Annotated in this window: 25 protein-coding genes; 11 read left to right on the top strand and 14 right to left on the bottom strand. The window is 55.4% G+C overall.

The annotated features are described in order from the left end of the window. The 4 genes from ABJ205_RS01490 to ABJ205_RS01475 form a co-directional block, all read right to left on the bottom strand. The coding region (locus tag ABJ205_RS01490) for a serine hydrolase (RefSeq protein ID WP_348509975.1) at positions 1–732 on the bottom strand (732 nt) is incomplete at its 3' end. Between the two features lie 31 nt (positions 733–763). Further along, positions 764–1,144: a hypothetical protein gene (locus tag ABJ205_RS01485; protein WP_348159653.1), complete on the bottom strand. Its 381-nt coding sequence runs from the start codon at positions 1,142–1,144 to the stop codon at positions 764–766. After that, positions 1,137–3,128, bottom strand: a complete 1,992-nt coding sequence (gene parE, locus ABJ205_RS01480) for a DNA topoisomerase IV subunit B (RefSeq protein WP_348159652.1) — start codon at positions 3,126–3,128, stop codon at positions 1,137–1,139. The genes ABJ205_RS01485 and parE overlap by 8 nt, the downstream gene beginning before the upstream one ends. 76 nt (positions 3,129–3,204) lie before the next feature. Beyond that, complete coding sequence (locus ABJ205_RS01475) at positions 3,205–4,440, bottom strand: penicillin-binding protein activator (RefSeq protein ID WP_348159650.1); 1,236 nt, start codon at positions 4,438–4,440, stop codon at positions 3,205–3,207. A gap of 40 nt (positions 4,441–4,480) precedes the next feature. Between ABJ205_RS01475 and rsmI the strand changes: the two genes are divergently transcribed. Genes rsmI through gshB form a run of 3 tightly spaced genes read left to right on the top strand, consistent with a single transcriptional unit; the run spans position 4,481 to position 6,667 of the window. Next, on the top strand, positions 4,481–5,350 hold the full coding sequence (rsmI, locus tag ABJ205_RS01470; RefSeq protein WP_348159648.1) for a 16S rRNA (cytidine(1402)-2'-O)-methyltransferase: 870 nt from the start codon (positions 4,481–4,483) through the stop codon (positions 5,348–5,350). Continuing rightward, positions 5,347–5,703 (top strand): YraN family protein, encoded by a 357-nt coding sequence (locus ABJ205_RS01465; RefSeq protein ID WP_348159646.1) that lies wholly within the window; start codon positions 5,347–5,349, stop codon positions 5,701–5,703. Before rsmI ends, ABJ205_RS01465 begins: the two co-directional genes overlap by 4 nt. Before the next feature lie 10 nt (positions 5,704–5,713). Continuing rightward, positions 5,714–6,667, top strand: coding sequence for a glutathione synthase (gshB, locus tag ABJ205_RS01460; RefSeq protein WP_348159644.1), 954 nt, complete (start codon positions 5,714–5,716; stop codon positions 6,665–6,667). Between the two features lie 60 nt (positions 6,668–6,727). On the opposite strand, the gene ABJ205_RS01455 is transcribed toward gshB, so the two are convergent. The 3 genes from ABJ205_RS01455 to hemW form a co-directional block, all read right to left on the bottom strand. After that, on the bottom strand, positions 6,728–8,623 hold the full coding sequence (locus tag ABJ205_RS01455) for an EAL domain-containing protein (RefSeq protein ID WP_348159642.1): 1,896 nt from the start codon (positions 8,621–8,623) through the stop codon (positions 6,728–6,730). Between the two features lie 198 nt (positions 8,624–8,821). Next, a complete protein-coding gene (locus ABJ205_RS01450; RefSeq protein WP_348159640.1) occupies positions 8,822–9,724 on the bottom strand; it encodes a tyrosine recombinase XerC in 903 nt (300 codons plus the stop codon). Continuing rightward, positions 9,721–10,884: a radical SAM family heme chaperone HemW gene (gene hemW, locus ABJ205_RS01445; RefSeq protein ID WP_348159638.1), complete on the bottom strand. Its 1,164-nt coding sequence runs from the start codon at positions 10,882–10,884 to the stop codon at positions 9,721–9,723. The genes ABJ205_RS01450 and hemW overlap by 4 nt, the downstream gene beginning before the upstream one ends. Positions 10,885–10,975: 91 nt before the next feature. On the opposite strand from hemW, the gene ABJ205_RS01440 reads away from it, so the two are divergent. Continuing rightward, on the top strand, positions 10,976–11,488 hold the full coding sequence (locus ABJ205_RS01440) for a CAP domain-containing protein (protein ID WP_348159637.1): 513 nt from the start codon (positions 10,976–10,978) through the stop codon (positions 11,486–11,488). Between the two features lie 40 nt (positions 11,489–11,528). Here ABJ205_RS01440 and rdgB read toward each other — a convergent pair whose 3' ends face one another. Genes rdgB through rph form a run of 3 tightly spaced genes read right to left on the bottom strand, consistent with a single transcriptional unit; the run spans position 11,529 to position 13,388 of the window. Continuing rightward, on the bottom strand, positions 11,529–12,164 hold the full coding sequence (rdgB, locus tag ABJ205_RS01435) for an RdgB/HAM1 family non-canonical purine NTP pyrophosphatase (protein WP_348159635.1): 636 nt from the start codon (positions 12,162–12,164) through the stop codon (positions 11,529–11,531). Continuing rightward, the gene (locus ABJ205_RS01430; RefSeq protein ID WP_348159634.1) at positions 12,161–12,670 is read right to left on the bottom strand and encodes a YcxB family protein; all 510 of its coding nucleotides are present in this window, start codon (positions 12,668–12,670) and stop codon (positions 12,161–12,163) included. Before ABJ205_RS01430 ends, rdgB begins: the two co-directional genes overlap by 4 nt. A gap of 4 nt (positions 12,671–12,674) precedes the next feature. Then, complete coding sequence (gene rph, locus ABJ205_RS01425) at positions 12,675–13,388, bottom strand: ribonuclease PH (RefSeq protein ID WP_348159632.1); 714 nt, start codon at positions 13,386–13,388, stop codon at positions 12,675–12,677. A gap of 80 nt (positions 13,389–13,468) precedes the next feature. On the opposite strand from rph, the gene hrcA reads away from it, so the two are divergent. Further along, the gene (gene hrcA, locus ABJ205_RS01420) at positions 13,469–14,533 is read left to right on the top strand and encodes a heat-inducible transcriptional repressor HrcA (protein ID WP_348159630.1); all 1,065 of its coding nucleotides are present in this window, start codon (positions 13,469–13,471) and stop codon (positions 14,531–14,533) included. Positions 14,534–14,553: 20 nt separating this feature from the next. Continuing rightward, complete coding sequence (gene grpE / locus ABJ205_RS01415; RefSeq protein ID WP_348159629.1) at positions 14,554–15,150, top strand: nucleotide exchange factor GrpE; 597 nt, start codon at positions 14,554–14,556, stop codon at positions 15,148–15,150. Between the two features lie 182 nt (positions 15,151–15,332). On the opposite strand, the gene ABJ205_RS01410 is transcribed toward grpE, so the two are convergent. Next, positions 15,333–15,857, bottom strand: a complete 525-nt coding sequence (locus tag ABJ205_RS01410; RefSeq protein ID WP_348159627.1) for a vgr related protein — start codon at positions 15,855–15,857, stop codon at positions 15,333–15,335. A gap of 17 nt (positions 15,858–15,874) precedes the next feature. After that, the gene (locus tag ABJ205_RS01405) at positions 15,875–16,369 is read right to left on the bottom strand and encodes a copper chaperone PCu(A)C (RefSeq protein WP_348159625.1); all 495 of its coding nucleotides are present in this window, start codon (positions 16,367–16,369) and stop codon (positions 15,875–15,877) included. A 200-nt stretch (positions 16,370–16,569) separates the two neighbouring features. On the opposite strand from ABJ205_RS01405, the gene dnaK reads away from it, so the two are divergent. From dnaK to ABJ205_RS01390, 3 genes are all read left to right on the top strand, one after another. Continuing rightward, on the top strand, positions 16,570–18,504 hold the full coding sequence (gene dnaK / locus ABJ205_RS01400) for a molecular chaperone DnaK (RefSeq protein WP_348159623.1): 1,935 nt from the start codon (positions 16,570–16,572) through the stop codon (positions 18,502–18,504). 68 nt (positions 18,505–18,572) lie between these two features. Further along, complete coding sequence (dnaJ, locus tag ABJ205_RS01395) at positions 18,573–19,721, top strand: molecular chaperone DnaJ (RefSeq protein WP_348159621.1); 1,149 nt, start codon at positions 18,573–18,575, stop codon at positions 19,719–19,721. 3 nt (positions 19,722–19,724) lie between these two features. After that, positions 19,725–19,880, top strand: a complete 156-nt coding sequence (locus ABJ205_RS01390; RefSeq protein WP_348159619.1) for a hypothetical protein — start codon at positions 19,725–19,727, stop codon at positions 19,878–19,880. 281 nt (positions 19,881–20,161) lie between these two features. Here ABJ205_RS01390 and ABJ205_RS01385 read toward each other — a convergent pair whose 3' ends face one another. Further along, the gene (locus tag ABJ205_RS01385; RefSeq protein ID WP_348159617.1) at positions 20,162–20,401 is read right to left on the bottom strand and encodes a hypothetical protein; all 240 of its coding nucleotides are present in this window, start codon (positions 20,399–20,401) and stop codon (positions 20,162–20,164) included. A 207-nt stretch (positions 20,402–20,608) separates the two neighbouring features. Between ABJ205_RS01385 and ABJ205_RS01380 the strand changes: the two genes are divergently transcribed. Next, positions 20,609–20,932, top strand: a complete 324-nt coding sequence (locus tag ABJ205_RS01380; protein WP_348159615.1) for a putative 2OG-Fe(II) oxygenase — start codon at positions 20,609–20,611, stop codon at positions 20,930–20,932. Between the two features lie 67 nt (positions 20,933–20,999). Continuing rightward, positions 21,000–21,893, top strand: coding sequence for an MBL fold metallo-hydrolase (locus ABJ205_RS01375; RefSeq protein WP_348159613.1), 894 nt, complete (start codon positions 21,000–21,002; stop codon positions 21,891–21,893). A 9-nt stretch (positions 21,894–21,902) separates the two neighbouring features. On the opposite strand, the gene ABJ205_RS01370 is transcribed toward ABJ205_RS01375, so the two are convergent. Continuing rightward, positions 21,903–24,230 carry a patatin-like protein gene (locus ABJ205_RS01370; RefSeq protein ID WP_348159611.1) on the bottom strand — a complete coding sequence of 776 codons (2,328 nt, stop codon included), beginning with the start codon at positions 24,228–24,230 and terminating at the stop codon, positions 21,903–21,905. Positions 24,231–24,262 lie beyond the last annotated feature (32 nt).

Raw genomic sequence — 24,262 nt, 5'->3', positions numbered from 1 at the left:
GTTGTCGCTGATTGAAATCATCAGGCTTGCCAAAGTGTGAAGCGTAACCGGTGCAGCTTTGGGCCAATCCTGCATCATACCGCTTGGGAAGCTGCGGAGCTCGCGCAAAGTGACACTGTCGCTCCATGCCCGTTTTCTTTCTGCCACTTCGCGGGCAAGGGTGGCCAGAACATAGAGCTTGAAGGTTGAGCCAATGGGCATCTGTGAGGATGAGCCTGAGGATGCGGCCGGAGGCGTGGTGCCATCAACGGGGCCATACCACCAAGTGACCGTCCCATTGAGGCCGCGAAGGTCGGTTTCTATCTTCTCGATGCTATCGTCCAAAGGCACAAAGCTCTGAAGTAAAAGCTCGCTCACCCGGTTTTCAGATGCGGGATCAATCGCGATGCCTCCTTTTGCAATCGCGCGTTCCATCCGGATGGAAAGGGCAGCGTGGTTGGCGCTTGAAGGGTCAAGGCTTTCGACTGAAACGGCGGCTCCAAACTCGGAAGTGAGTTGGTTTGTGATGGTTCTGAGCTGCTGGGGCGGAACGGCTCTGAGAAAGGCGTCGGTGAAGAGTTCTTCGTGTCCAGTCTGTCCATTGATGAAGGCGACGACTTGATCCGCCCGTTCTTGCAATGGGGAAGCTTCGTCAGTTTCCGTCTGAGCAACTGGCGGGCTTTGAGCATCAGCCGGATGGGTGAAGGCAAGAAACAGGAAAGCGGCAGCAGAAATTTGAATGACTTGCTTCACGCCAATCCTCCCAATTATCCAATCAGCTGTGTCAAAGCCGGGCGCTTGCGCCGAGGCAAACAAACGCAAGCTGAGTGATCAAGACGACAATAGTCGTGATGCGCCAGCCATTGCTAGCTTCGCGCATTCCGCGATCCCAAGTCCACATGCCAATTGCCCCTGTCGCAAGGCTGGATAAGGCGATGGTGAGCCACCCTGTCTGTCCCAACAACAGAAAGAAGATCGCAAACAACACAACCATTTGCACAAGGAATGCGGCCGCGAACCAGGCGATGGGGATGGGCCGATATTTTGCGTCCGGGATATGCCAATCGGGAATGGCACTGTCGGGCCGCGAGATGCGCCGATCGCCCGCGTAGATGTCCTCTTCGCGCGGGTTGGGGAAGTCGGGCTTTTCGTCGTTATCAGGCATCGATCATATCGCGGTCCATTTCGCCCGCTCGGTTCTGGATGAAATTGAAGCGGTGCTCTGGATTGCGGCCCATCAGTTGATCGACGAGTTCCTTGACGACGGCGCGTTGCTCAAATTCTTGGGGAAGGGTGATCCGAACCAGACTGCGGGAATCGGGGTTCATGGTGGTTTCGCGTAATTGCTGCGGGTTCATCTCGCCAAGCCCTTTGAAGCGCCCAACCTCAATCTTCTTGCCTTTGAACACTGTCGCCTCAAGCTCTGCGCGGTGCGCATCATCGCGGGCATAGCGACTCTCTTTTCCAGCGGTGAGGCGGTAAAGGGGCGGCTGCGCTAGGAACAGATGCCCTTTGCGCACGATCTCTGGCATCTCTTGGAAGAAGAAGGTCATCAAAAGCGTCGCGATATGGGCCCCGTCCACATCCGCATCGGTCATGATGATAATGCGGTCATAGCGAAGGCTTTCAGGATCACAGTCCTTGCGCGTTCCGCAACCCATGGCGAGGCTGAGATCGGCAATCTCTGAGTTAGCGCGGATCTTGTCAGCTGTGGCGCTGGCGACGTTCAGGATTTTGCCCCGGATCGGCAGGATCGCTTGCGTTTTACGGTCGCGCGCTTGCTTGGCCGACCCGCCAGCGGAATCGCCTTCTACGATGAAAAGCTCGGTTTCCCGCTCCCCTTCGCCAGAACAATCGGTGAGCTTGCCGGGAAGGCGCAGCTTCTTTGCATTGGTCGCGGTCTTGCGTTTGATTTCGCGCTCTTGCTTACGCTTAAGGCGCTCATCCATGCGCTCCATCACTTCGCCAAGAAGCGCTTTGCCGCGGTCCATATTGTCAGTGAGGAACAGGTCAAACTGATCGCGCACCGCGTTCTCAACAAGCCGAAAAGCTTCGGGCGAAGTGAGGCGGTCCTTGGTTTGGGACTGAAACTGCGGATCGCGGATAAAGACGCTGAGCATGACTTCAGAGCCCGTCATCACGTCATCGGCGGTGATGTCCTTGGACTTCTTCACGCCGGTAAGCTCACCAAAAGCGCGCAGCCCCTTTGTAAGAGCGCCGCGAAGTCCCTGTTCATGCGTTCCGCCATCGGGTGTGGGGACGGTGTTACAATACCAGCTGGTCGAACCATCGGAATACAGCGGCCATGCAATCGCCCATTCGACGCGGCCTTGCCCAATTCCGTCTGTTGCCTCCGGAAATTCTTGGCTTCCGGTGAAAGGTTGAGCAGTGACGCATTCTCTTGCGCCGACTTGCTCTGCCAAGTGGTCGGCAAGACCGCCGGGAAATTTGAAGACGGCCTCTGTAGGTACATCCTCAGACGCCAGACTTTCCGCGCATTTCCAACGGATTTCGACGCCTGCAAACAAATACGCTTTTGAACGCGCCAATTTGAACAAGCGGTGAGGTTTGAAATTGCGATCCCCGAAAATCTCTTTGTCAGGAACAAAGGTCACTTGCGAGCCGCGCCTGTTGGGAGCTGCGCCGACAACTTCGATCGGGCCAAGGGTTTGCCCCTTGGAAAATTCCTGCGCGTAAAGCTGTTTGTCCCGCGCCACTTCAACGCGGGTGGCGGAAGAAAGCGCGTTAACGACGCTCACCCCGACACCGTGGAGACCACCGCTTGTGGCATAGGCTTTGCCCGAGAATTTACCGCCTGAGTGAAGCGTGGAAAGGATCACCTCTAGCGTTGATTTACCTGGAAATTTAGGATGTTCATCCACCGGAATGCCGCGCCCGTTGTCTGAGATCGAAAGGCGATTGCCTTCTTCCAAGCGCATTTCGATTCGGTTGGCATGGCCTGCCACTGCTTCATCCATCGAGTTGTCGAGGACTTCGGCCGCCAAATGGTGCAGGGCGCGGTCGTCCGTGCCGCCGATGTACATGCCGGGCCTGCGCCGTACAGGCTCCAGACCCTCAAGGACTTCGATGGATGAGGAATCGTATTCGCCGCTTGAAGCAGGCGCATTTTCAAACAGGTCATCGGACATGAGTTTGATATAGGCACGGGCCCCGCCTACTCACAAGCGGTACGGGACCCGTTTTGCGCCGATATTGCTGCAATTCTTATTCGCTAAAGCTGCTTGGAGCGGCTTCGACGGAAACAACCCGATTTCCGTTGACTTGCCGGACTTCAAGAGCACGTTCTGCGACCCCGTTTCGCATGAAGCGGAATGCTCCGTCCACGCCTAGGAAGCCGCCGCTGTCATAGAGCCGGGCAACCGGGAAGCTATCGCCAACGCGCCAATCGCGCGCAATGCGCAGCGTCAACAGCACTGAGTCATACCCCAAAGTGGCAATTCGGAACGGCTTTGCACCAAATCGGGCCTCATAACTTTCTGAGAACCGGCGAAATCGTCCGTCCGATACGGCAGAAAACAATGCGCCATCAACCGCCGCAGACCGTGTGAGTGCGCTTTCGCCGCTCCACAGCTCAGTACCCAACAGGCGTGTGCCGCCTGCGCCTTGACTGCGCAGTTCGCCTGCTGCCTGCATGGCAAGGCGCGCTCCATCTGCGATCAGAACGGTGTCATAACCGCCGCGTTGGCGCAGACGCTGAGCTGCGCCAACAATAGAAGTGTTGCCGCGCGCGTAGCGTTCAAATCCGATGAGACTGCCGCCATAATCGCGCAGTGAGTTTTGCAGAGCGCTGTAAGCTTTCTGGCCATAGTCGCCTTCGGGCAGGAGTGCCGCAAAGCTCGCGGAACCATTCGCGCGTGCATATTGCACAGAACGCGCAACCGATTGTTCGGGCACATGTCCCATTACGAAGACTTCATCGCCTGCAACATTTGCATCGTTTGAAAAAGCAATCGCTGGCACCCGTGCGCGCGCCGCTGCGGTTTGCACTGCGGGCACATTGTCAGCAAGCAGTGGCCCCAGGATTAGCCGGTTACCATCCGCAATTGCCCTACCTGCGGCGGCGCCTGCGCCGGCAGAGGTATCATAGGTTGTGATGCGGATATTTTCGGCGTTAGTGTCGAGAAGCGCCATTGTGGTCGCATTTGCAATGGCTTGGCCCACATCTGCGGTGGTGCCGCCCAGTGGCACAAGCAAGGCAACACGGTGCCGGGTCGTATCACTCGGCAAGGCTGTCGCACTAGGCCCGGCAGAGGGTGATGGATCTGGTGTGCTCGACACCGTTTCTGTGCGCGGTACCACCTGACAACCGGCAAGAAGCGCAGCTGAACTGGCAATCGCGACCGTGCGCCGATTAAAACTCTCGGCCAACATGCGCGATATATTGCGCGACAGTGGGCGCACCCATTCCATGCCGAAAAACGACTTTTCCTTAACCTTCATTCTTGAAGACCCCTCAAAGCTCTATAGTAGGATCGCTCTTGTGACTGCGCCATCCTCAGAATCACCCGGTCCATCAACCGGATCCAAAACTCTTGAAGCAGGGTTCTACATCGTTGCGACGCCAATTGGCAATCTTGGCGATGTAACGATGCGTGCTGTCGACGTACTGCGTTCAGTGACCCTAATCGCTTGCGAAGACACCAGAGTTACCGGCAAATTGCTCAAAGCGTGCGATGTGTCCACGCGGATGCAAAGGTATGATGACCACGCGTCACCTGCTGTAAGAGATCGGTTGATTGACCTCGCTCGCAGCGAGCCGGTGGCTTTGGTCAGCGATGCAGGCACGCCATTGGTATCGGACCCTGGCTACCGATTGGTGCGCGAGGCGAGAGAGGCGGGGATTGCCGTCACCACCATTCCGGGCGCATGCGCAGCGGTTGCGGGGCTGACCTTGTCGGGTTTGCCCAATGATCGGTTCCTTTTCGCAGGCTTCCTTCCGGTCAAGGAGAAGGCGAGAGCGGGCGTTCTTGAAGAACTGGGATCGGTTGAAACCACCCTCATCTTCTACGAGACGGGCCCGCGTCTGGTGCGATCATTGGAGGCGATTGCGGCCCTATGGCCAACGCGCGAAGTATCGATCGCACGCGAAATCACTAAGCTGCACGAAGAATGCCGCGCTGGAACCGCAGACGAGTTGATCGAGCATTACCGCGCACATCCGCCCAAGGGCGAGATTGTGTTGATGATCGGGCCGCCGACACATGACAATGAAACGGTTGATCCCGATGCGCTCTTGAAGGAGGCGCTGACCGAAATGAGCGTAAGCAAGGCGGCGGGAAAAGTGGCAAAGGTGACCGGGCTCGACCGGCAAACGCTCTACGCCCGAGCGGTTGAGCTGAAACAGCAATGAGCAAAAAACGCGCCATAGCGGACCGAAAAGGGCGCGAGGCAGAGGCGCAGGCGGCGCAATTCCTGATGCAGCAAGGCTTTGAGGTTATTGGCGAACGGCGAAAAACCAAACTGGGTGAGATTGACCTCATTGCGCGTAAACCAAGCCTTGTGGTTTTTGCAGAGGTGAAATGGCGCGCGCGCAAAGCTGATCTTGACACGGCCATAGACGAACATCGTTTGGCCCGAGTGGCCGCCGCTGTAGAGGTTGTCGCTCACGAATACGCAGGGGACGGCGAGGACATAAGGATCGATGTGATCCTGCTTGCACCCGGATCACGCCCGACCCACATTGAAAACGCTTGGATGCCGTAGGAAATTTGACATGACATTGAAGATCGCGGTCCAGATGGACCCTATCGAAGACATCAACATCAAAGGCGACAGCTCGTTTGCGCTGATGCTTTCTGCGCAAGAGCGCGGCTATGAAGTCTCTGAATACCATGTCGAAAGCCTGACACTGGATGCGGATGATCGCCTGATCGCGGAATGTTTCCCGGTGAAGGTAAAGCGTGTCCAAGGCGATCACTTTGAAAAGGGCGCAGGGCAAAGGCTTGACCTTGGCCGCGATATCGATGTGATCCTGATGCGTCAGGACCCGCCGTTTCACATGGGCTATATCACCGCGACGCACCTGCTTGAACGGATCAAGGACGAGACGCTGGTGGTCAATGATCCGGCCAATGTTCGCAACGCGCCGGAAAAAGTGATGGTGCTCGATTACCGCCGCTTTATGCCACCAACCTTGGTCACACGCTCGGTTGATGAAGTACGCCGTTTTATGGCTGAGCACGGTGCGGTTGTGGTCAAACCCATCCACGGCAACGGCGGCAAAGCGATCTTCCGCGTACCAGCCGATGGCGACAATCTCACCGCACTGTTCGAGGTCTTCAACCAGACATGGCCAGAACCGCATATGGTGCAGCCTTTCCTTCCCGAAGTGGCAGAAGGCGATAAGCGTATCGTCCTGATCGACGGCGAGGTTGCTGGTGCCATCAACCGCATTCCGGGGGAGGGCGAGTTCCGCTCAAACCTTGCAATGGGCGGAAGCGCTGAGAAGGCCGGCCTGACGCAGCGCGAGGAAGAAATTTGCGCAGCAATGGGGCCGGAGTTGAAGCGGTTGGGGCTTACATTCGTGGGCATTGATGTGATCGGCGGCAAATGGCTGACCGAAATCAATGTGACATCTCCCACGGGTATTGTCGCGATTTCTGATTTTGATGGGACCGATTTGGCAGGGATGATCTGGGATGCAATTGAGGCGCGGTTGGGCGGCTAGGCTCGTTTTTGGGTTCCCGCAGCAAGCTTGGGACTGTCTGTTTCGGGAGTGGAAGCTGACCTAAAACGACGATTGCACTCGAGTGACGTCGGACGCGTCTAGCGCTTCGCCATGATTCCCCATCATATCGATAAGCTTCTCACTTTGCATTGGCTTGCCAAAAATGTAACCTTGGACGGCATGCGCGCCAACTCGCTTGGCCATAACAAGTTGAATCTCGTCTTCGACACCTTCAAGCAAACAGTTCACTCCGAGCGCATTGGCGGTCACAGTCAGTGAGTGCAAGATTTTCTCCGTCATCGGGTTTCCGATGTCCTCGACGAATGACCGATCAATCTTGAGTTTGTCGATTGGAAGCTCACGCAAGTAATTGAAGTTGGAATAGCCTGTTCCGAAGTCATCCAAGGCCACACTAAAGCCCAATTTCGACAACCGATTGAGATTGTCGCAAGCCTTCTCAGTGTCCGCCATCATAGCCGTTTCGGTCACTTCAAATTCAATCAATGATGGATCAAGTTCGCTTACCTCAAGGGTCTGGATGATTTCATCCATAACTTGATTGGACAGTAAATCATGCCCTGAGAGATTGATTGCGAGAGGAACTGGATGCTCCCAGCCTTTGAGGGTGGTGATTGCCGCGTCGAGTACAGCTAGCGTTATCTTTGAAATAAGGCCGCTTTCCTCTGCGATCTTGATGAACCGATCCGGTTCGACCATTCCAAGTGCCGGGCCATCCCAGCGCGCCAAGGCTTCTGCACGAACAACCTGATTCCTAGCCAAATCGACTTGTGGCTGGAACAGAATTTTGATCTCGCGCGAGAAGTCTGCAGAGCGCAGCGCATCCTCTATTTTGAACCGCTCCTTTGCGTTCTCCTGGTGCTCATCTGTAAAGACTACAACTCGGTTTTTTCCGGTCTTCTTTGCGTGCAGCAATGCAAAGTCAGCATTGCGGATAATGAAAGAGGTCTTTTGTGATCTCAGCAATTCTGTGCAGCCTATAGACGCAGAGAGTTGGACCAACCTGCTTTGTACGTCGTAAGGCTTTGATACTTCCTCTAGCAATGCTTCGCACCACACAAGGCATGCGTCTTCATCCTCGACACCTTGGAGAATGATGTTGAATTCATCGCCGCCAATTCTGCTTACGCTGGCTTCTGGACCGCAGTACTCTTGCATACGCTTTGAAACGGTCTTTAGCAGTTCATCGCCGACGATATGGCCATAGACGTCGTTCACCATTTTGAATCCATCGAGATCAAGTGCGATGAGCCAAACCTTTGATGATCCGTCAGATTCCACACCCCAATCATTGAGGAACTCGAAAAAGGCTCTGCGGTTTGGTAGCTCTGTCAGACTGTCAGTCAACGCACGCTGGTGCATGGCAGCACTTAGGAGTTCGGCTTCTTCGAGCTTGTCCTCAGCGTTGACGAGCCTAGATTCTGCCGCCTCTTTGGCCTGGATCGCAGCCTGTATTGCCCTCTGCAAGAATACGACAAAAGCCAATCCGGAAATCGCTGCGGCAAACCCGATGTAGAAATAGGCGTATCCTGCACCATTGAACTCAGCTGTCAGTTCATTGAACAATGTGCAAAGAACTACTGAAATTGATGCAATTGCTAATCGCATTGTTACGCTCGTAAATGCGAAAGCGAGGGCCATCATTGGGAAATAGATTAAGTCGGACGGGTCATAGTTTGTATGGATTGCCGCCATCACATTGCCATAGACTGCCGTGTTTACCACGGCAGCAGTAAACTCAAGTCGCCCCGAACCCAAAGGCTGTTGTGTCTGCTTCCACGCGAAGGCGGAGACGAGCGCGGCACATGAGGCAACGAGGACCATCGTAAGTTGGCTGACACCGGATAGCGCAAAGAAATGAACCGGCGTCATTATGGCATAGTAGACTGCCGCTAACGCAACATAACCACGCACGATGGGGCGATTAGCTTCAGCCATCGCGTCTGACACGCCATCAAACAAAACTCGTTTGAGATTGTTTTCAATCCAGGAAATGATCCCATACCCCTAACTTACGCGAACTAACTAGGAGTATTGGCCAGACCAGTTAACAAAAGAGCAAGAACTGGCCGTAGATACAAGAGTTTACATATCCCCAATTGGATCGCTAGCGGAATGGCCGCTCTTGCAGCAAAGTCACCCCTTCTTCGCGGCCCTTGGGTGCGCCCCGCGGTAAGTCTCCAGCAAACTCGCCGCATCGACCTTTGTATATATCTGCGTCGATCCCAAAGACGCATGACCCAATAACTCCTGCAAACTGCGCAAATCTGCGCCAGCGCTCAGCAAGTGCGTTGCGAAGCTGTGCCTTAGCGCATGCGGTGTTGCGGTGTCGGGTAGACCTAAGGCCCGCCGCGCTTTCGCCATTGCTTTTTGCACCATGCCGGAAGCCAATGGGCCGCCTTTGGCGCCTCTAAAAAGCGGCTCGTCCGGGGCCACGGGATAGGGGCATTGGGAGCTGTATTCGGCAACGGCCTCCTGTGTGATTGGCAGAATGGGAACTACCCGCTGCTTACCGCCTTTACCCGTCACCATCAGGGTTTCGCCCAGTGGCACATCGCGGCCTTGAAGGGAGAGCGCCTCGGCGATCCGAAGGCCTGAGCCGTACATGAGCAGCAAAACCGCTCGGTCACGCGCGCCGATCCAATCTTCTGCCGCAGTCCTGTCGATCAGATCAGCGATGTTGACCGCATCATCGGGCGTCACAGGCCGGGGCAGACCTTTCTTTAGGCGAGGCCCGCGAAGGCGAGGGGCGGCGGGGTCGGGATCACCACTTTCTGCCCGCGCAAAAGCAATCAACGCCTTAAGCGCAGAGAGCTCTCGCGCTGCGCTTGTATTGGCAAGGCCTTCTGCCCGGCGGGATGCAAGGTGCGCGCGCAGATCTTGCGATTCGATCCGGGCAACGTCTTCCCACGATGCAAGATCACGGGCGTGGACTAACCTTTGGGCAGCGGACACATAAGCGCGCACCGTATGCGGCGAGCGCCGCCTTGCATCGGTCAAATGCGCGCGCCAGTCTGCGATAAGGCCCGCTGCCTTCATGATAGCACCAACTCCTCGGCCACAAGTTCCCCAAGGATTGCATCAAGCAGAGGCAAGCCTTTGCCTGTCACCCCAATGCGGGTTTTTTCCGTCCACAAGAGACCAAGCGAGCTAAGGTGATCGCGTTTCTCTGCATTGATAAGCGCGCCTGCATCGATTCCAAGCCGTCCGCCAAGATCGCCAAGATCAATGCCTTCCACTAGGCGAAGACCCATCAAAAGCGCCTCGGATGCTTGCTCGCCTTTCGACAAGCTTCGTTGTTCGGCGATGCCGTGCGCGCGCGCGCTCACCGCTTTTAGATAGTTTTCGGGCTTTTTGTGCCGCGTTGTCGCAAAACCGCCGCGCCGCCCATGTGCGCCCGGACCGATTCCAAGGTAATCCTGATACCGCCAATAGGTGAGATTGTGCCGGCTTTCTTCGCCGATCCTCGCATGATTGCTGATCTCATAGGAGGGCAGGCCATGCGCCGCAGTCTTCGCTTGGGTTATCGCAAACAACTCGGCGGCTTCATCATCATCCAGCGGCGCAAACAACCCGCGCCGTACATCGGTGGCAAAACGGGTGCCTGGTTCGATAGTGAGTTGGTAGAGCGAGAGATGCGATGTGCCGAGGCCAAGCGCGCGGGATAACTGCGCCTCCCATTGATCAATGGTTTGATCGGGAAGGGCATAAATCACATCGAAATTGACCCGCTTGAATTTTGCTTGTGCGATCTCCAAAGCGGCCAAGGCCTCATCTGCGCCGTGAAGCCGGCCCAGCCACCTCAATGTCTCATCCTCTAATGATTGCACGCCCAAAGACACTCGGTTCACACCGGCCTGTGCGATCCCGGCAAAGTTGGCCGCTTCGACCGAAGAGGGATTGGCCTCAAGGGTGATTTCTATCCCTTCATCAAAGCCCCACAACTGCTCTGCTTCGTTTAGCAAAGTTTCAACCAAATGCGGCGGCATTAATGAAGGCGTGCCCCCGCCAAAAAAGATTGACGTCAATGTTTCACGATCCGCGTCATCACCGGCAACTTGGGCCTCGGCATGCATATCTGCGATCAAGGCCTTCTTCCAGCTTTCCACGTCCACACTGTCACGCACATGGCTGTTAAAGTCACAATAGGGGCATTTCTTCGCACAAAAGGGCCAGTGAATGTAAAGAGCGCGGGCCAAAATTGGGGTGTCTCAGTCTTTCGTTAAGGGTTGTTCGTGCATCCTTTAGGCCATGCGTTCCCATGCGACAATTCTATCTGCTTGTGCTGTGATGGCTTTCGCCCTTGGTTTGGGCGGTAAGGCTGATGCGCGCAGTGATTTGTCGCAAGAACAATCTGCCTGGTTTAACGCGCATAATGAAGCGCGTGATGCATTTGGTACGGCGCCCTTGGAATGGTCAGAGAGACTGACAATGGAAGCGCAGCAATGGGCCGATCAGCTCGCGCGTGAAAACACGATTAGGCATTCGAACCCAGATATCCGCGCGCGCACGGGCGAGAATTTATGGATGGGCACGAGTGGTTATTTTCATCCCTCGCAAATGATCGGCTTCTTCGTCGATGAGCAAAGATACTTCCGATCCGGCCGGTTCCCCAATGTATCGCGTACGGGCAATTGGGCCGATGTGGGACATTACACCCAGATCGTATGGGCCGAGACGCGCGAAGTGGGCTGTGCGAAGGCGACCAACGGACAAAATGACGTATTGGTGTGCCGCTATTATCCGGGTGGGAACGTATTGGGCCAAATGATTGCGCCCCAACGTAAAATCGCCCGCCGATAAGCTGCTTTTTACGATAAGCTGGCCAGCGAAAAATTAGCCGTCACTCAATACCGAACTGATCAGAAACCATTTTGGCAAAAGCATCTGCGCGGTGACTAATCGCGTGTTTTTCTTCGGGCGGTATTTCAGCGAAGGTCTCTAACCCGCCGCGAGCCAAGGGGACGAACACCGGATCATAGCCAAAACCCATTTCCCCGCGCGGCGGCCATGTGAGCGCGCCGGGGCACTGCCCTTCATAAACTGCGTGCTCCCCGTCAGGCCATGCGAGAGCAAGGACGCAATGAAACGCAGCGCTTCGGTCCGTATCGGCGCCCAATTGTTGAAGCATCCCCTCGACCTTGCCCATGGCCATGTACCAATCGCGGCCAGGCTCTCCTTCGAACCATTGCCGCTCGGCCCAATCAGCGGTGTAAACGCCGGGCCGTCCGCCGAGAGCATCAACGCCTAGGCCGCTGTCGTCGGCAAGGGCGGTCAATCCTGAAGATTCTGCCGCAGCACGCGCCTTAATGAGGGCGTTTTCGACAAAAGTGGTACCCGTTTCAGGCGGTTCAGGCAGCCCCAGCGAACCGGCAGAAATACACTTGAGCCCGTGAGGTTCAAGCAGCGCCGATATTTCCTTGAGCTTCCCTTCGTTATGGGTCGCAATCACAAGCGATCCGCCGCCCAGTTTCCTCATTTTCTGAGCTTTCCCTTCGTCTCGAGACCGTTTCTAATTAGATGCGCGCGGATTGCATCAACGCGCTTTTCGCCCAGCTTAGCCTTTGGCAGAACGCTCCCCAACTGACGATTTTGAAAGACCGCTAAGATCGTTTCATCTTCATTCCATTTCACCACTTTATCCCAGCGAACACTATAGTGCCCTGATGGGAATCTGCGTTCCATTTTCTCGTCGTCGAATGTGAGGGTTATTGCCTCCTTGAACGCTGCGTCATCGGCGTAGATCGCTTTCAGAAGCCGCGGTGATAAAATATACCGTTGGAGCACCATATAGCCAACTAGCGTAGCCATGACGCAGGATAGCCAAAATATCCACTCAGGTGACACGAGGAATATCTGCAACCCAACGAGCAATAGAAGATAGCCAGAAAACAGTGGCAGACATATCCAAAACGCATTGCGGGTTGAAAGCATCCAGAAAGCAACAAATTCGCCTTCCGCAACCTTATAGGTCACCGGTTCCATCGAATTATTGCGTCGCTTCCAATTGCGCCTTGAAGATGCCGTCACAGCCGATGTTCGCAAGGCGCAGGAGGCGCAGCAAACCTTCCTCGTCATAAGTCGCACCTTCAGCGGTGGCTTGGACTTCTGCGATTTGACCGCCATCGATGAGAACGAAGTTCGCGTCCGCATCGGCGTCACTGTCCTCGGGATAGTCGAGGTCGAGCACGGGTGTGCCTTTGTAGATCCCGCAGGAAATCGCTGCCACTTGCGCGGTGATCGGGTCTTCTTTGATGTCGCCTGATTCCATGAGGCTATTCACAGCGAGGCGCAGGGCAACCCAAGCGCCCGAGATCGAAGCGGTTCGTGTGCCGCCATCGGCCTGAATTACATCGCAATCCAAGGTTATCTGGCGCTCGCCCAACTTTTTAAGGTCAACGACAGCGCGCAAAGAACGCCCGATAAGGCGTTGAATTTCTTGAGTGCGCCCTGATTGCTTGCCGCGCGCTGCCTCGCGGCTACCGCGAGTGTGCGTTGCGCGTGGGAGCATAGAGTATTCCCCGGTTACCCAGCCTTCGCCTTTCCCGCGAAGCCATGGCGGGATGCGTTCTTCAACCGATGCGGTGCAAAGAACCCGCGTATCGCCAAAGCTTATAAGGCACGAGCCTTCTGCGTGTTTGGTAAATCCGGTCTCGATAGTGATAGCGCGCATTTCATCCGCGCTACGTCCTGAAGGGCGCATATTGAACTCCAATTCAAATTTGAGTGGGTCACTGACAGCCAAGGCTTGTCGCCGCAAGCGCAAACACTAAGATTAGCCACATGAACGGCCCTTCCATCACCGAACTTACGACCAGAGCGCGAGACATATTCCAACGCGTGGTCGAGGAGTATCTTGAGAATGGACAACCGGTGGGATCAAAAACACTGGCGTCTGATGGGACACTGAATTTGTCTCCGGCGTCAATTCGTTCGGTTCTTGCAGAATTGGAAGGGCAGGGCTTTTTAGCAGCCCCTCATACAAGCGCAGGGCGTGTCCCAACCGATTCTGGCCTTCGTATCTTTGTAGATGGCATGATGCGCGTGGCGGAACCTACCCGCGAAGAACAGGCACAGATCGAATCGCGCATTGCTGAGAGCGGCCCTGTTGAACAGGCATTGCAGCAGACAAGCGCTTTGCTGTCTGAATTGTCGGGTGCAGCAGGCATGGTGATGGTGCCCACAAGGGAACAACGTTTGTCACAATTTAGCCTTGTCAGCCTTGGCCAAGGCCGCGCGCTTGTGGTGTTGGTCGGCGAAGATGGCGGTGTTGAAAACCGTATGCTGGAATTGGATGTCACCGGTTCAGGTTCTTTGGAGGCGGCCAGTAATTACATCAATGCACGGCTTGGCGGACGCACATTGGCAGAAGCCGCATTGGCTATGCGGACGGAAATTGAAGCAGGAGAGAGCCAGCTCGACGCGGCGAGCCGGGACCTTGTCGAACGCGGCCTCGCGGTATGGAGCGAGGATGCGAATAAACGCTCTGTTCTGATTGTACGCGGTGCATCGAAACTGATCGATGAAGCGGCAATGGACGATATTGAGAGGGTGCGCTCATTGCTGGATGACCTCGAAGACAAGCAATCCGTGGCCACCCTTTTGGAAAGCGCGCGCGAAGCAGAGGCCACGCGCATTTTTATCGGCAGCGAGAACCGCCTGTTTGGACTCTCGGGATCATCGGTGATCGCATCACCTTACCGCGATATGGACGGAAGGGTGGTCGGTGTTCTGGGGGTGATTGGCCCCACGCGCTTGAATTACGCCCGCGTGGTCCCCATGGTTGATTTAACAGCCCGATCGCTCAGTAAATCTCTGGGTGGATCATTAGGTAAACTGATCGCGTAAACCGCAGGAAATACATAGACATGAACGACGAAAATAAGCCGCAGGAAGATGCCGCGGCTGCAGCCGAACTCAAAGGTGTGCCCGAAGAATTCCTCGATAATGGGTCATGCGAAGGCGCTGAAGAAGCTGACGCTGACAATGCCATGGTCGAAGCGCTTGAAGCTTTGCGTGGTGATCTTGAAACTGCAAAACAAGACGTCCTTTATGCCAAGGCTGAAGGCCAAAATGTGCGCCGCCGCGCGGAAAAGGACATTCAGGACGCGCGTAACTACGCCGCGACTGGCTTTGCCCGCGATGTGTTGAGCGTTTGGGACAATTTGTCACGCGCGGTCGATGCGATCCCCGATTCTTTGCGGGAAGACGACAAGATGAAAGGCCTTGTCATCGGTCTCGAAGCCACCCAGCGCGAACTTGAAAAGGTCTTCAAACAGCACGGCGTTGAGCGTGTGGCCGCCGTTGGCATGCCGCTCGACCCCAATCAGCATCAGGCGATGATGGAAATCCCCAGCAAAGATCATGAAGCGGGCACTGTTATCCAAGAGATGCAGTCAGGCTGGATGATCAAAGACCGCCTGCTGCGACCTGCCATGGTGGGTGTGGCCAAGAAGCCTGATTGACCTTCAAAACTTGTTTTGATGCCGGGTGATCTCGGTGCCAAAACAGAAGCGAACGCACCAAACACCCCGCCGAATACCGGGCGATCCAAACGCGAAGGTGGTGATGCTGACGCCATCTTTGCTCCCCAGGATCACGGCATCCTAGGATTGGTCATCGCGCAAGAAAATAAGCTCAAAAGGTGTTATGCGGGCAAAGTTGCGCCCTTAAACCGGACGAGCAGATCATAAGCGGACTTATCCGCGACACCGGACATTTTTGCGCCATGCCTTAACAGGAATGCGTGAGCCACGATTTCAGCCTGCTGTTCTATTCCGTACGCGGCCAAGGCTGCACCGGGTTTCAAGGAATAGGTGTATCGACAAAATGGGTGGCGATGCAGGATCAGATACCAACGTCCAAAGGTCTGTGTCTGCCATACATGGGTGAGTTCGTGGATGAAGAAGGCTTGAGTGCCTAGCGGTGCATCCGAAAAGTCATCGCAATACGCATCGCCGCGCGGGTGGAAATACAAATGGCCATTGGGCGCCATGGTGATGCGCTTTGGTTGGAAGGGCCACCATTTGCGGCGCTTGATCCGGATACTCTCATAATCAAGCGCGTCACCGAATATGGTCCGCGCAAGACCTATTTCACCCCGACTGAGTGGGCGTTCATCACCCACCGGACACACATCCGGGGTGGCTAGGGGCTCTGGAGTATAAGCCAACGTCGGATCAGTTTCCTTCAGCGTTCATCCCCGGCAGACTTTACGTCTGTTTCAAATGAGTGGGCGGTGCCGTCAGAAAGGGTGATCGTGACATTTGTGCTTTGCCCGGCTTCAAGCTTGGGCGAAACTTGCATTGCCATCACGTGGAAACCGCCCGGCTTCAATTCCAAAGTCTCGCCAGACTTAAGTGTCAGAGGCCCTGATGCGGTCATCATTCCGCCATTTCCGTCTTCGCCCATTTGGTGGATCGCGGCGCTTTGCGCACCATCAACCGAAACACCGTCCAGCGTGACAGGAGCATCTCCGACATAGGTAAGTTCAAAATACACGGCCGCCGGATTGCCCGACACAGGCGCAAGCATCATTCGCTGATTGGCGATGGTGATCCCCTCCACAAGCTGAGACGCGGCTGCTTCGCTTTGTTGGTCAGCGTCTGCTTGGTTTTGACCGCACGATGTAAGCGTCAAAACCAATGCAAAAGCCGTAAAGGGGGTGACTGCCGCGCTCTTCATAAAAACTCGCCTTAAACTGCTAACTTGATCCAAAAGAAGTTGTCCCTCCTGTGGATGATGCAAAATCTAGGGGCTCGGGGTTCTTGTGCCAAGCAAAACCGCACCTATATCCGCCTCATATTCGAGCCGCCGAGCTGTCTCGCCACATAAGGGAGGCGCAAGGCGCGGTGTCCAACTAGATCCTCAAAGGATAGGAAAACATGGGTAAAGTAATCGGTATCGACCTTGGCACGACCAATAGCTGTGTCTCGGTAATGGATGGTGGCAAACCAAAGGTCGTTGAAAATTCCGAAGGCGCACGTACGACGCCTTCGATTGTGGCCTTCACAAAGGATAGTGAACGCCTCATCGGCCAGCCTGCTAAACGCCAAGCGGTCACCAATCCCGACAACACCCTTTTTGCAATTAAGCGCCTGATTGGCCGCCGCTTCGACGATCCACTGACCAAGAAAGACATGGAGATCGTCCCTTACGATATCGTCAAAGGCAAAAACGGCGATGCATGGGTTGAAGCCAATGGCGATGAATATTCGCCTTCACAAATTTCCGCCTTCATCCTCCAAAAGATGAAAGAGACAGCGGAAAGCTATCTTGGCGAAACCGTGACACAGGCGGTTGTGACCGTTCCTGCATACTTCAACGATGCACAGCGTCAGGCGACCAAAGACGCAGGCGAAATCGCTGGCCTTGAAGTTCTGCGTATCATCAACGAACCAACCGCTGCGGCCCTTGCTTATGGCATGGACAAAGAAGACGGTAAGACCATCGCGGTTTACGACCTTGGCGGCGGTACTTTCGACGTTTCCATCCTTGAGATTGGCGACGGCGTTTTCGAAGTTAAGTCTACCAATGGCGACACCTTCCTTGGCGGCGAAGACTTCGACAATGCGATTGTTGCGTACCTTGCTGACGCTTTCCAGAAAAAAGAAAACATGGACCTGAAAGCCGACAAGCTCGCGCTTCAGCGTCTTAAAGAAGCAGCTGAGAAAGCGAAGATTGAGCTTTCATCTTCGGCCACAACCGAAGTGAACCTGCCGTTCATCACTGCACGCATGGAAGGCGGCGCATCGACCCCGCTTCACCTTGTTGAAACGATCAGCCGCGCTGACCTTGAGAAACTCGTTGGCAAGCTCATCGACCGCACGCTTGAGCCTTGTAAGAAAGCGTTGAAAGACGCGGGCGTTTCGAAAAGCGAGATCGACGAAGTCATCCTCGTTGGCGGCATGACCCGTATGCCGCGTGTTCGCGAAGTGGTTGAGAAGTTCTTCGAAGCCAAGCCGCACACCGGCGTGAACCCTGACGAAGTGGTCGCAATGGGTGCCGCTATTCAAGCGGGCGTTCTTCAAGGCGACGTTAAAGACGTTCTCCTTCTCGACGTGACCCCGCTTTCACTCGGCATCGAAACACTTGGTGGTGTCTTCACCCGTATGATCGACCGTAACACGACGATCCCGACGAAGAAGACGCAAACCTACTCAACCGCAGAAGACAATCAGAACGCTGTGACGATTAAGGTCTTCCAAGGTGAGCGCGAGATGGCCGCCGACAACAAAATCCTCGGCAATTTCGACCTCGTTGGTATTCCGCCGGCGCCGCGCGGTGTTCCGCAGATCGAAGTGACCTTCGACATTGACGCAAACGGCATTGTGTCTGTTGCTGCAAAAGACAAAGGCACCGGCAAAGAGCAAACGATCAAGATCCAAGCCTCTGGCGGCCTGTCGGACAACGACATCGACCAGATGGTTCAAGACGCAGAGAAGTTTGCCGAAGAGGATAAGAAGCGCCGCGAAGGTGCGGAAGCTCGCAACCAAGCGGACAGCCTTGTCCACGCGACCGAAAAGCAGCTTGAAGACAACGGCGACAAGGTTGACGCTGAGACCAAAACCGCCGTTGAGGAAGCCATCGCTGCAACCAAAACGGCTCTCGAAGGCGACGATGCCGAAGAGATTGGAGCAAAAGCTCAAGAGCTGACGCAGGCCGCCATGAAAATGGGCGAGCAGATTTACAAGCAAGAGCAAGAAAATCAGGCGTCTGAAAGCACTGGCGACGAAACAAGCGCTGCTGAAGAAGCCGATGAGGACGTTGTCGATGCCGAGTTTTCGGAAGTCGACGACGAGAAGAAAGACAAAGAGTAGACCTTATGACCCCCCTGTCCTTGGCCAGCGTAAAGCGCTGAGGGCAGGGCGGCCTAAAGGGCATTCTCATGGCTGATTATTACACAACCCTTGGTGTTTCGCGCGATGTTGACGCGGGCGCCCTTAAGTCTGCCTATCGCAAAGCTGCGATGAAGTGGCACCCCGACCGCAATCCGGGTGATGCCGAAGCAGAGGCGAAGTTCAAAGCTCTTGGCGAGGCATACGAAGTCCTCAAAGACCCCCAAAAGCGCGCTGCCTATGACCGGTTTGGGCACGAAGCCTTTACCCAAGGCATGGCTGGCGGTGGTGGAGGCCCCGGCGGCGGGTTTGGAGGCGGCCAAGAGGGCTTTGGCGACATTGGCGATATCTTCGAAACTATCTTCGGCAGCGCCTTTGGCGGCGGCGGCGGAGGCATGGGTGGCGGACGCCAACGTCAACGCCGCGGCGCTGATCTTCGTTACGATATGGAGATCAAGTTAGAAGAAGCATTCGACGGCAAAACGACTGAGATTGAGATCGAAGTCAGCACCGAATGTGAAACCTGCGATGGCTCTGGCGCGACCCCTGGAACGTCCGAACGCACATGCACCATGTGCCGCGGTGCGGGTTCTGTTCGCGCCAAGCAGGGATTGTTTGTTGTCGAGCGTCCATGCCCGACATGCGCTGGACGCGGCGCTGTCATCGAAGACCCATGCGGCGATTGCCGCGGCGAGGGCCGCAATGATCAGGCGCAAACACTCGAAGTCGAAATTCCTCCCGGTGTTGATACCGGCACCCGGATTCGCCTTGCTGGCAAAGGTGAAGCTGGTGGTCACGGCGCGCCTCCGGGCGATCTCTATATCTTCATCCATGTGAAGCAGCACACGCTGTTTGAACGCGAAGGCACGACTTTGGCGACCCGCGTTCCTGTGTCGTTCACGGCGGCAGCATTGGGCGGATCGGTTGATATTCCCGATCTGGATGGTTCGACCAATTCCATCGACATTCCTGTCGGCATTCAATCCGGGAAACAACTGCGTGTACGCGGTGCCGGAATGCCCGTTTTACAAGGGCGTGGCCGCGGCGATCTGGTTGTTGAGATCAAGGTCGAGACACCGACCAAACTCAGCCGCCGACAGAAGGAAATTCTCGAAGAGTTCCGGGAGACGGAAACGGGCGATGAGTGCCCTGAAAGTCGCAGCTTCTTTAGCAAGCTCAAGGACGCATTCGGAGCGTAATGGATGAGCGGCGACACTTCGAAATCGCCGCTTAAGCCCGAAGCTCTCATGGCTTTTGATCGAGGAGATGAGGGCGCTACTCCTCTCCTAACCCAAGCCTTGGCCGATAGCCCTTACGAGGGCGATCTTCTTATCGCGCATGCGGCGGCGGATTTTTGAGAAGGTGCCGATGAACCTTTTGCGCGTATTGAACGGATACTCGGTCAAGCACCCGATTGGGTAGAGGGACACAAAGCGCTTTGCCGATTACGGGCAGAAGCGGGCTCGCACGGCCCCTTCGCCAGTAATGAGGCCGCTCTAGAACAACTGCCGCCCGGCACGAAGAGGCGGCAGATCACGCGGTCAAGCTGCGTAAATCCATCGCAGATCTACCCGAGCTTAGGTTGGTTGAGGCGCGCCATAGAGCATTTGCGAAGCAGTATGACGAGGCGCAAAGACTTTTAGATTGCGTACCAGACGGATTGCCCGAAGTTGAATTTGAACGGGCTCGCAACGCCCTTAGAATAGGCGATTTGGATAGAGCCAGCGCGTCGATTGATGCTGTTCTTAAACAGAACCCCAAAGATATCGGTGCATGGGCACTGGCTGAACTCACTTGGCGCGCAGCCAAGAACCCCCGTCATGAATGGTTGGTCCCCGATGAGACAATGCTCTGTCACTTGGATTTGGGTCTGTCGCATGCTGACATAAGCACCCTTAGCGACACTCTGCGAGCGCTTCATGTCACCCGTTCAGCTCCCCTTGGTCAAAGCGTAGAAGGCGGCACCCAAACCCGCGGCAATCTGCATCAATGAGATGATTCTGAAATTGAGCACCTCTTCGGCAAGATCAACACAGCGATATCGGCTTACATCAGCCAGCTCTCTAAACTGCCAGAGGGCCATCCCATGGCAGTGATCCAGTCTAGACGGCCGCAAATCATTGCGAGTTGGTCAATATTGTTGGCGCAGCAGGGACGCCATGTCCCACATCTGCATGACGGGGGCCCTATTAGTTCGGCCGTGCATATCACGGTACCCACTGGTTTGAGACGTGGAGAAGGGTTGTTGGAACTTGGACGGCCACCAGAAGATATCCCGATGGAGCTAGACCGCCTGACCGCGTTCAAACCTAAACCCGGACATCTCGTTCTGTTTCCGAGTTTCATCTATCATTCCACTTCGCGTTTCTCCGATGGGGAGCGCCTGACCGCGGCGTTTGACGCGGTGTAATGGATTGGGTCGACACGAGACGCGTTGGGATTATAGACGATAACCTATTCTCGAAGGAGCTCGTTCCATGATCCGTATCGCCTCTTTAGCAATCCTCCCCGCGGCTCTTTTCGCCACAAGCGCGAGCTCGCAAGATCCCTTCTCGAGCGTTGAGGTGACAGCAGAGGAAATTGCGCCGGGCATTGCCGTCCTTCACGGGGCTGGGGGCAATATAGGCGTTAGTTTTGGGGACGAAGCGACGCTTATCATTGACGATCAATTCGCCCCTTTGTCCGCAAAAATTGAAGCGGCAATCGCCAATTTGGAAGCAAAGCCTGTGAAATATGTGGTCAACACCCACTGGCATTTCGATCACACAGGCGGGAACGAACACTTTGGTAAAACCGGGGCGACAATTTTTGCGCATGAAGATGTGCGTGTGCGCATGGCAAAGGGCAATCCGAACGGTGTCGGGGGACGCGCGATCCCGCCAGCGCCGCGCGTTGCCTTGCCCATCGTTACCTATGATCAAGGCCTGCGGATTCATCTCAATGGGGACACCATCAATGTGATGTTCCTTGGGGGCGGCCACACTGACGGTGACAGTGTCGTCTTCTGGGAAGAGGACAACGTCGTCCACATGGGCGATCTTTATTTCAAGATTTCAGGTTACCCGTTTATCGACGTCAATTCCGGCGGGAATGTCTATAACGCAATGCGTTCGCTCGACTTGGTCATTGCTCATATCGATAGCGAAACTAAGGTAATTCCCGGACATGGCCCGATGTCGAACAAGGCTGAATTGGTCGCTTACCGCGCTATGATTGGCGAGGTTGTGGGCAGAGTTGAGGCTCTACGTGAGCAAGGCCTGTCACTCGACGAAGCAATTGCTACGAAACCCCTTGCCGATATTGATCGGGGCGAAGGCGGTTTTATCGGCCCTGATGCGTTTGTGACGGCGGTTTGGAACAGCGCGAGCTAAACCGAAAAGCTAAGCCAACCGCTCAATCACTTCACTGCGTAATTGTTCGATCAGGGCATTATCGCACCGCTTGCTCTTTGCCTCTTCGTCCAAAATGGCAAGGAAAGCAGAACGTTTGACAGCCCGAACGGCATCGCTCGCCATTGGCGTGTCCAAGGTGGAAACGATCAAATCCATCATCCGCTCTGCGCCGTGTAGGCGGCCCCAGAGGTAATCGTTTTCGCGGTAAGACCGGCTGAAGAACGCACCGAAGTTGTAAAACTCGGTCCCGCGTAAGGTGTCTTGCGTGCCACCCTCGCGGATTGACCGGGCATCATCTGGTGAGATGCGATCGATCTTGACCGGATTGTATTCATCAAGCCGTTCACTTTGCAGGAGCGGTAAGGTTGCAACGTCATAAAATGGAAAGCCCAAATACGTCAGCAGCATTCGCCGCCTGAGGTTCCGCGGCATTTCCGACAAGGCTTGCGCTAAGAGATCTTCCGCTTCGCTGTCGATTCGCGGTGGCATACGCTTGCGCGCAAAGTAATCGAGAACCGCATTCGGGTTTTCCATTGCCGCCTCAGCGATAGGCACGAAACCCTCACCCAAATGCGTCACATCGTCCAAGCCTTCGTAAAGGCTAAGGATATGGTAGATTTTGCTCCGCGCGATATCCAGCGCGTCATCAGGTATCTCAGGATCAATCTCCCAATCGCGAGAGAGCCTGCGCGCAAGAAGCTGCAAGCGCCTAATGCGAAAGCCAACATCGTGCGAACGGAAAAATCCAATGGCCTGCGGCGTTGCTCCGCCGCTTTCTCCACACAGGCGCGTCATCCCGCCTGAAACGAACTCTTGTCGCAAGCTATTGGACACTCGAGCCGCATCAGCCATCACCAAGTTCGGAGCGGCCTTGCAGGTCAGCTCAGCAAGCCTGTCCAATATGACGCTGAACTTTGTCTCGGCATAGGCGCCAAATGTGTAGTCGGCTCTTTCAGACGCGGCCTGCTGCGCCTTGGCCCGCCAACTCGAAAGCCGTTTGGGTGTTGGACTGTCCAAAAAGAAGGTTAGGCCAAACAGTTTTTCGACTGCACGGTCAATTTCAGGCCGGAGACCCATCACAATCTGGCGCAACCTTTGCGCATCTCTCGATTGCTTTTCAATTCGTTCCAAATCATCGCGAATGGGCTGTTCACGCGGGATCGTGGACAGGGCGCCAAAGATGGTTCCAAACCAACCAAGCGGATCGGTCGCAGTCTCGCCATCTTCATTCTGGCGTGTCACGGGAGCACGGTCGGGCCGAGGCTCAATATAAACGAACCGGCGGTCGACTTCGCGTTGCGACGTTCGCCCTTTCATCGCTTCGAGAGCTGCACCAAAGGGCGCATTGACCAGAACGGCACCATCAATCAAAGCGACGTCATCGACGGTTCCTTCGCTGACATGGACTGGCATTATGCGAGAAAGGAATTGACCACGAGTTGCCCAGTGGTGACCTTCTGCGGCACCGATACGATCAATTTCGTCCAGCACGACCGGCGGAAAAGCGCCTGGAAAGCTGGCCGTTGCCCGTGCTGCCAAAACCAACTCCAGACTATCGGCAAGCTGATGACCGCTTTCAGCTTGCGCTTTGCCCTTAAAGGAAATGGGCATTCTGTGTTCGGTTTCTTGCACTTGTGATGGCGAGTTTAGGCGCAGGGTTTCTGCATGGCCTCTAAAGTCAGTAGCGGTCACAAGCAGATCGACAGGGTGACCAGGCGGAAGCAGTACAGGGCCCGGCTGCGCGTGTGCCATGCTTTGCAAGGCTTCAAAGAGCATCTCGGAAAACCGTTCACCGGAAAACGGCGGGCCAAACCACCGGCCCCGAACAAGCGAGGAAACCTTGTCGCGCACTTCGCTGCGGGTTTCGGGGGACACCGTTTCGTCAACTGCATTCCCGCCGCGCCGCAAGAACCAATCTGCAAAGGGTTGAGCCCAGAATTTGGCAAAACGCCATCCCGGTCTGGCTTCAACCGAGGTCAGTTCGGTCACATCGGCATTCTTGAGCCAAAGATCGGTTACAGGTTCGAGCGAGCAACCGGAATAAAGCGCCTGCGCGAGAAACACGGCATTTATTCCGCCTGCGCTTGCGCCTGTAAGAATGTCGGGCAGTACCCGCAGGCGTAAGCTATGTTCGTTTTCAATCTGCGCCAAAAAAGCGCGGTAAACGGCTGCCACTCCGTCAAGCTCTTCACCGTCAAGATGTGCGCGGCTTGCTCGGGCGAGGTGCCAGATTTCTTTGGTGACGCCGTGCATATACACTGCGAGACTGACGCCCCCGTAACAAACGAGAGCAAGGCGAAGTTCTTTTTGGCGCATAGTGAATAGCCCATGCCTTTAAATCATCGCTT

This window comes from Erythrobacter sp. (assembly GCF_039988855.1).
In the GTDB taxonomy this organism is placed as follows: Bacteria; Pseudomonadota; Alphaproteobacteria; order Sphingomonadales; family Sphingomonadaceae; genus Erythrobacter.
This window is presented reverse-complemented; position numbering and strand designations above follow the sequence as displayed.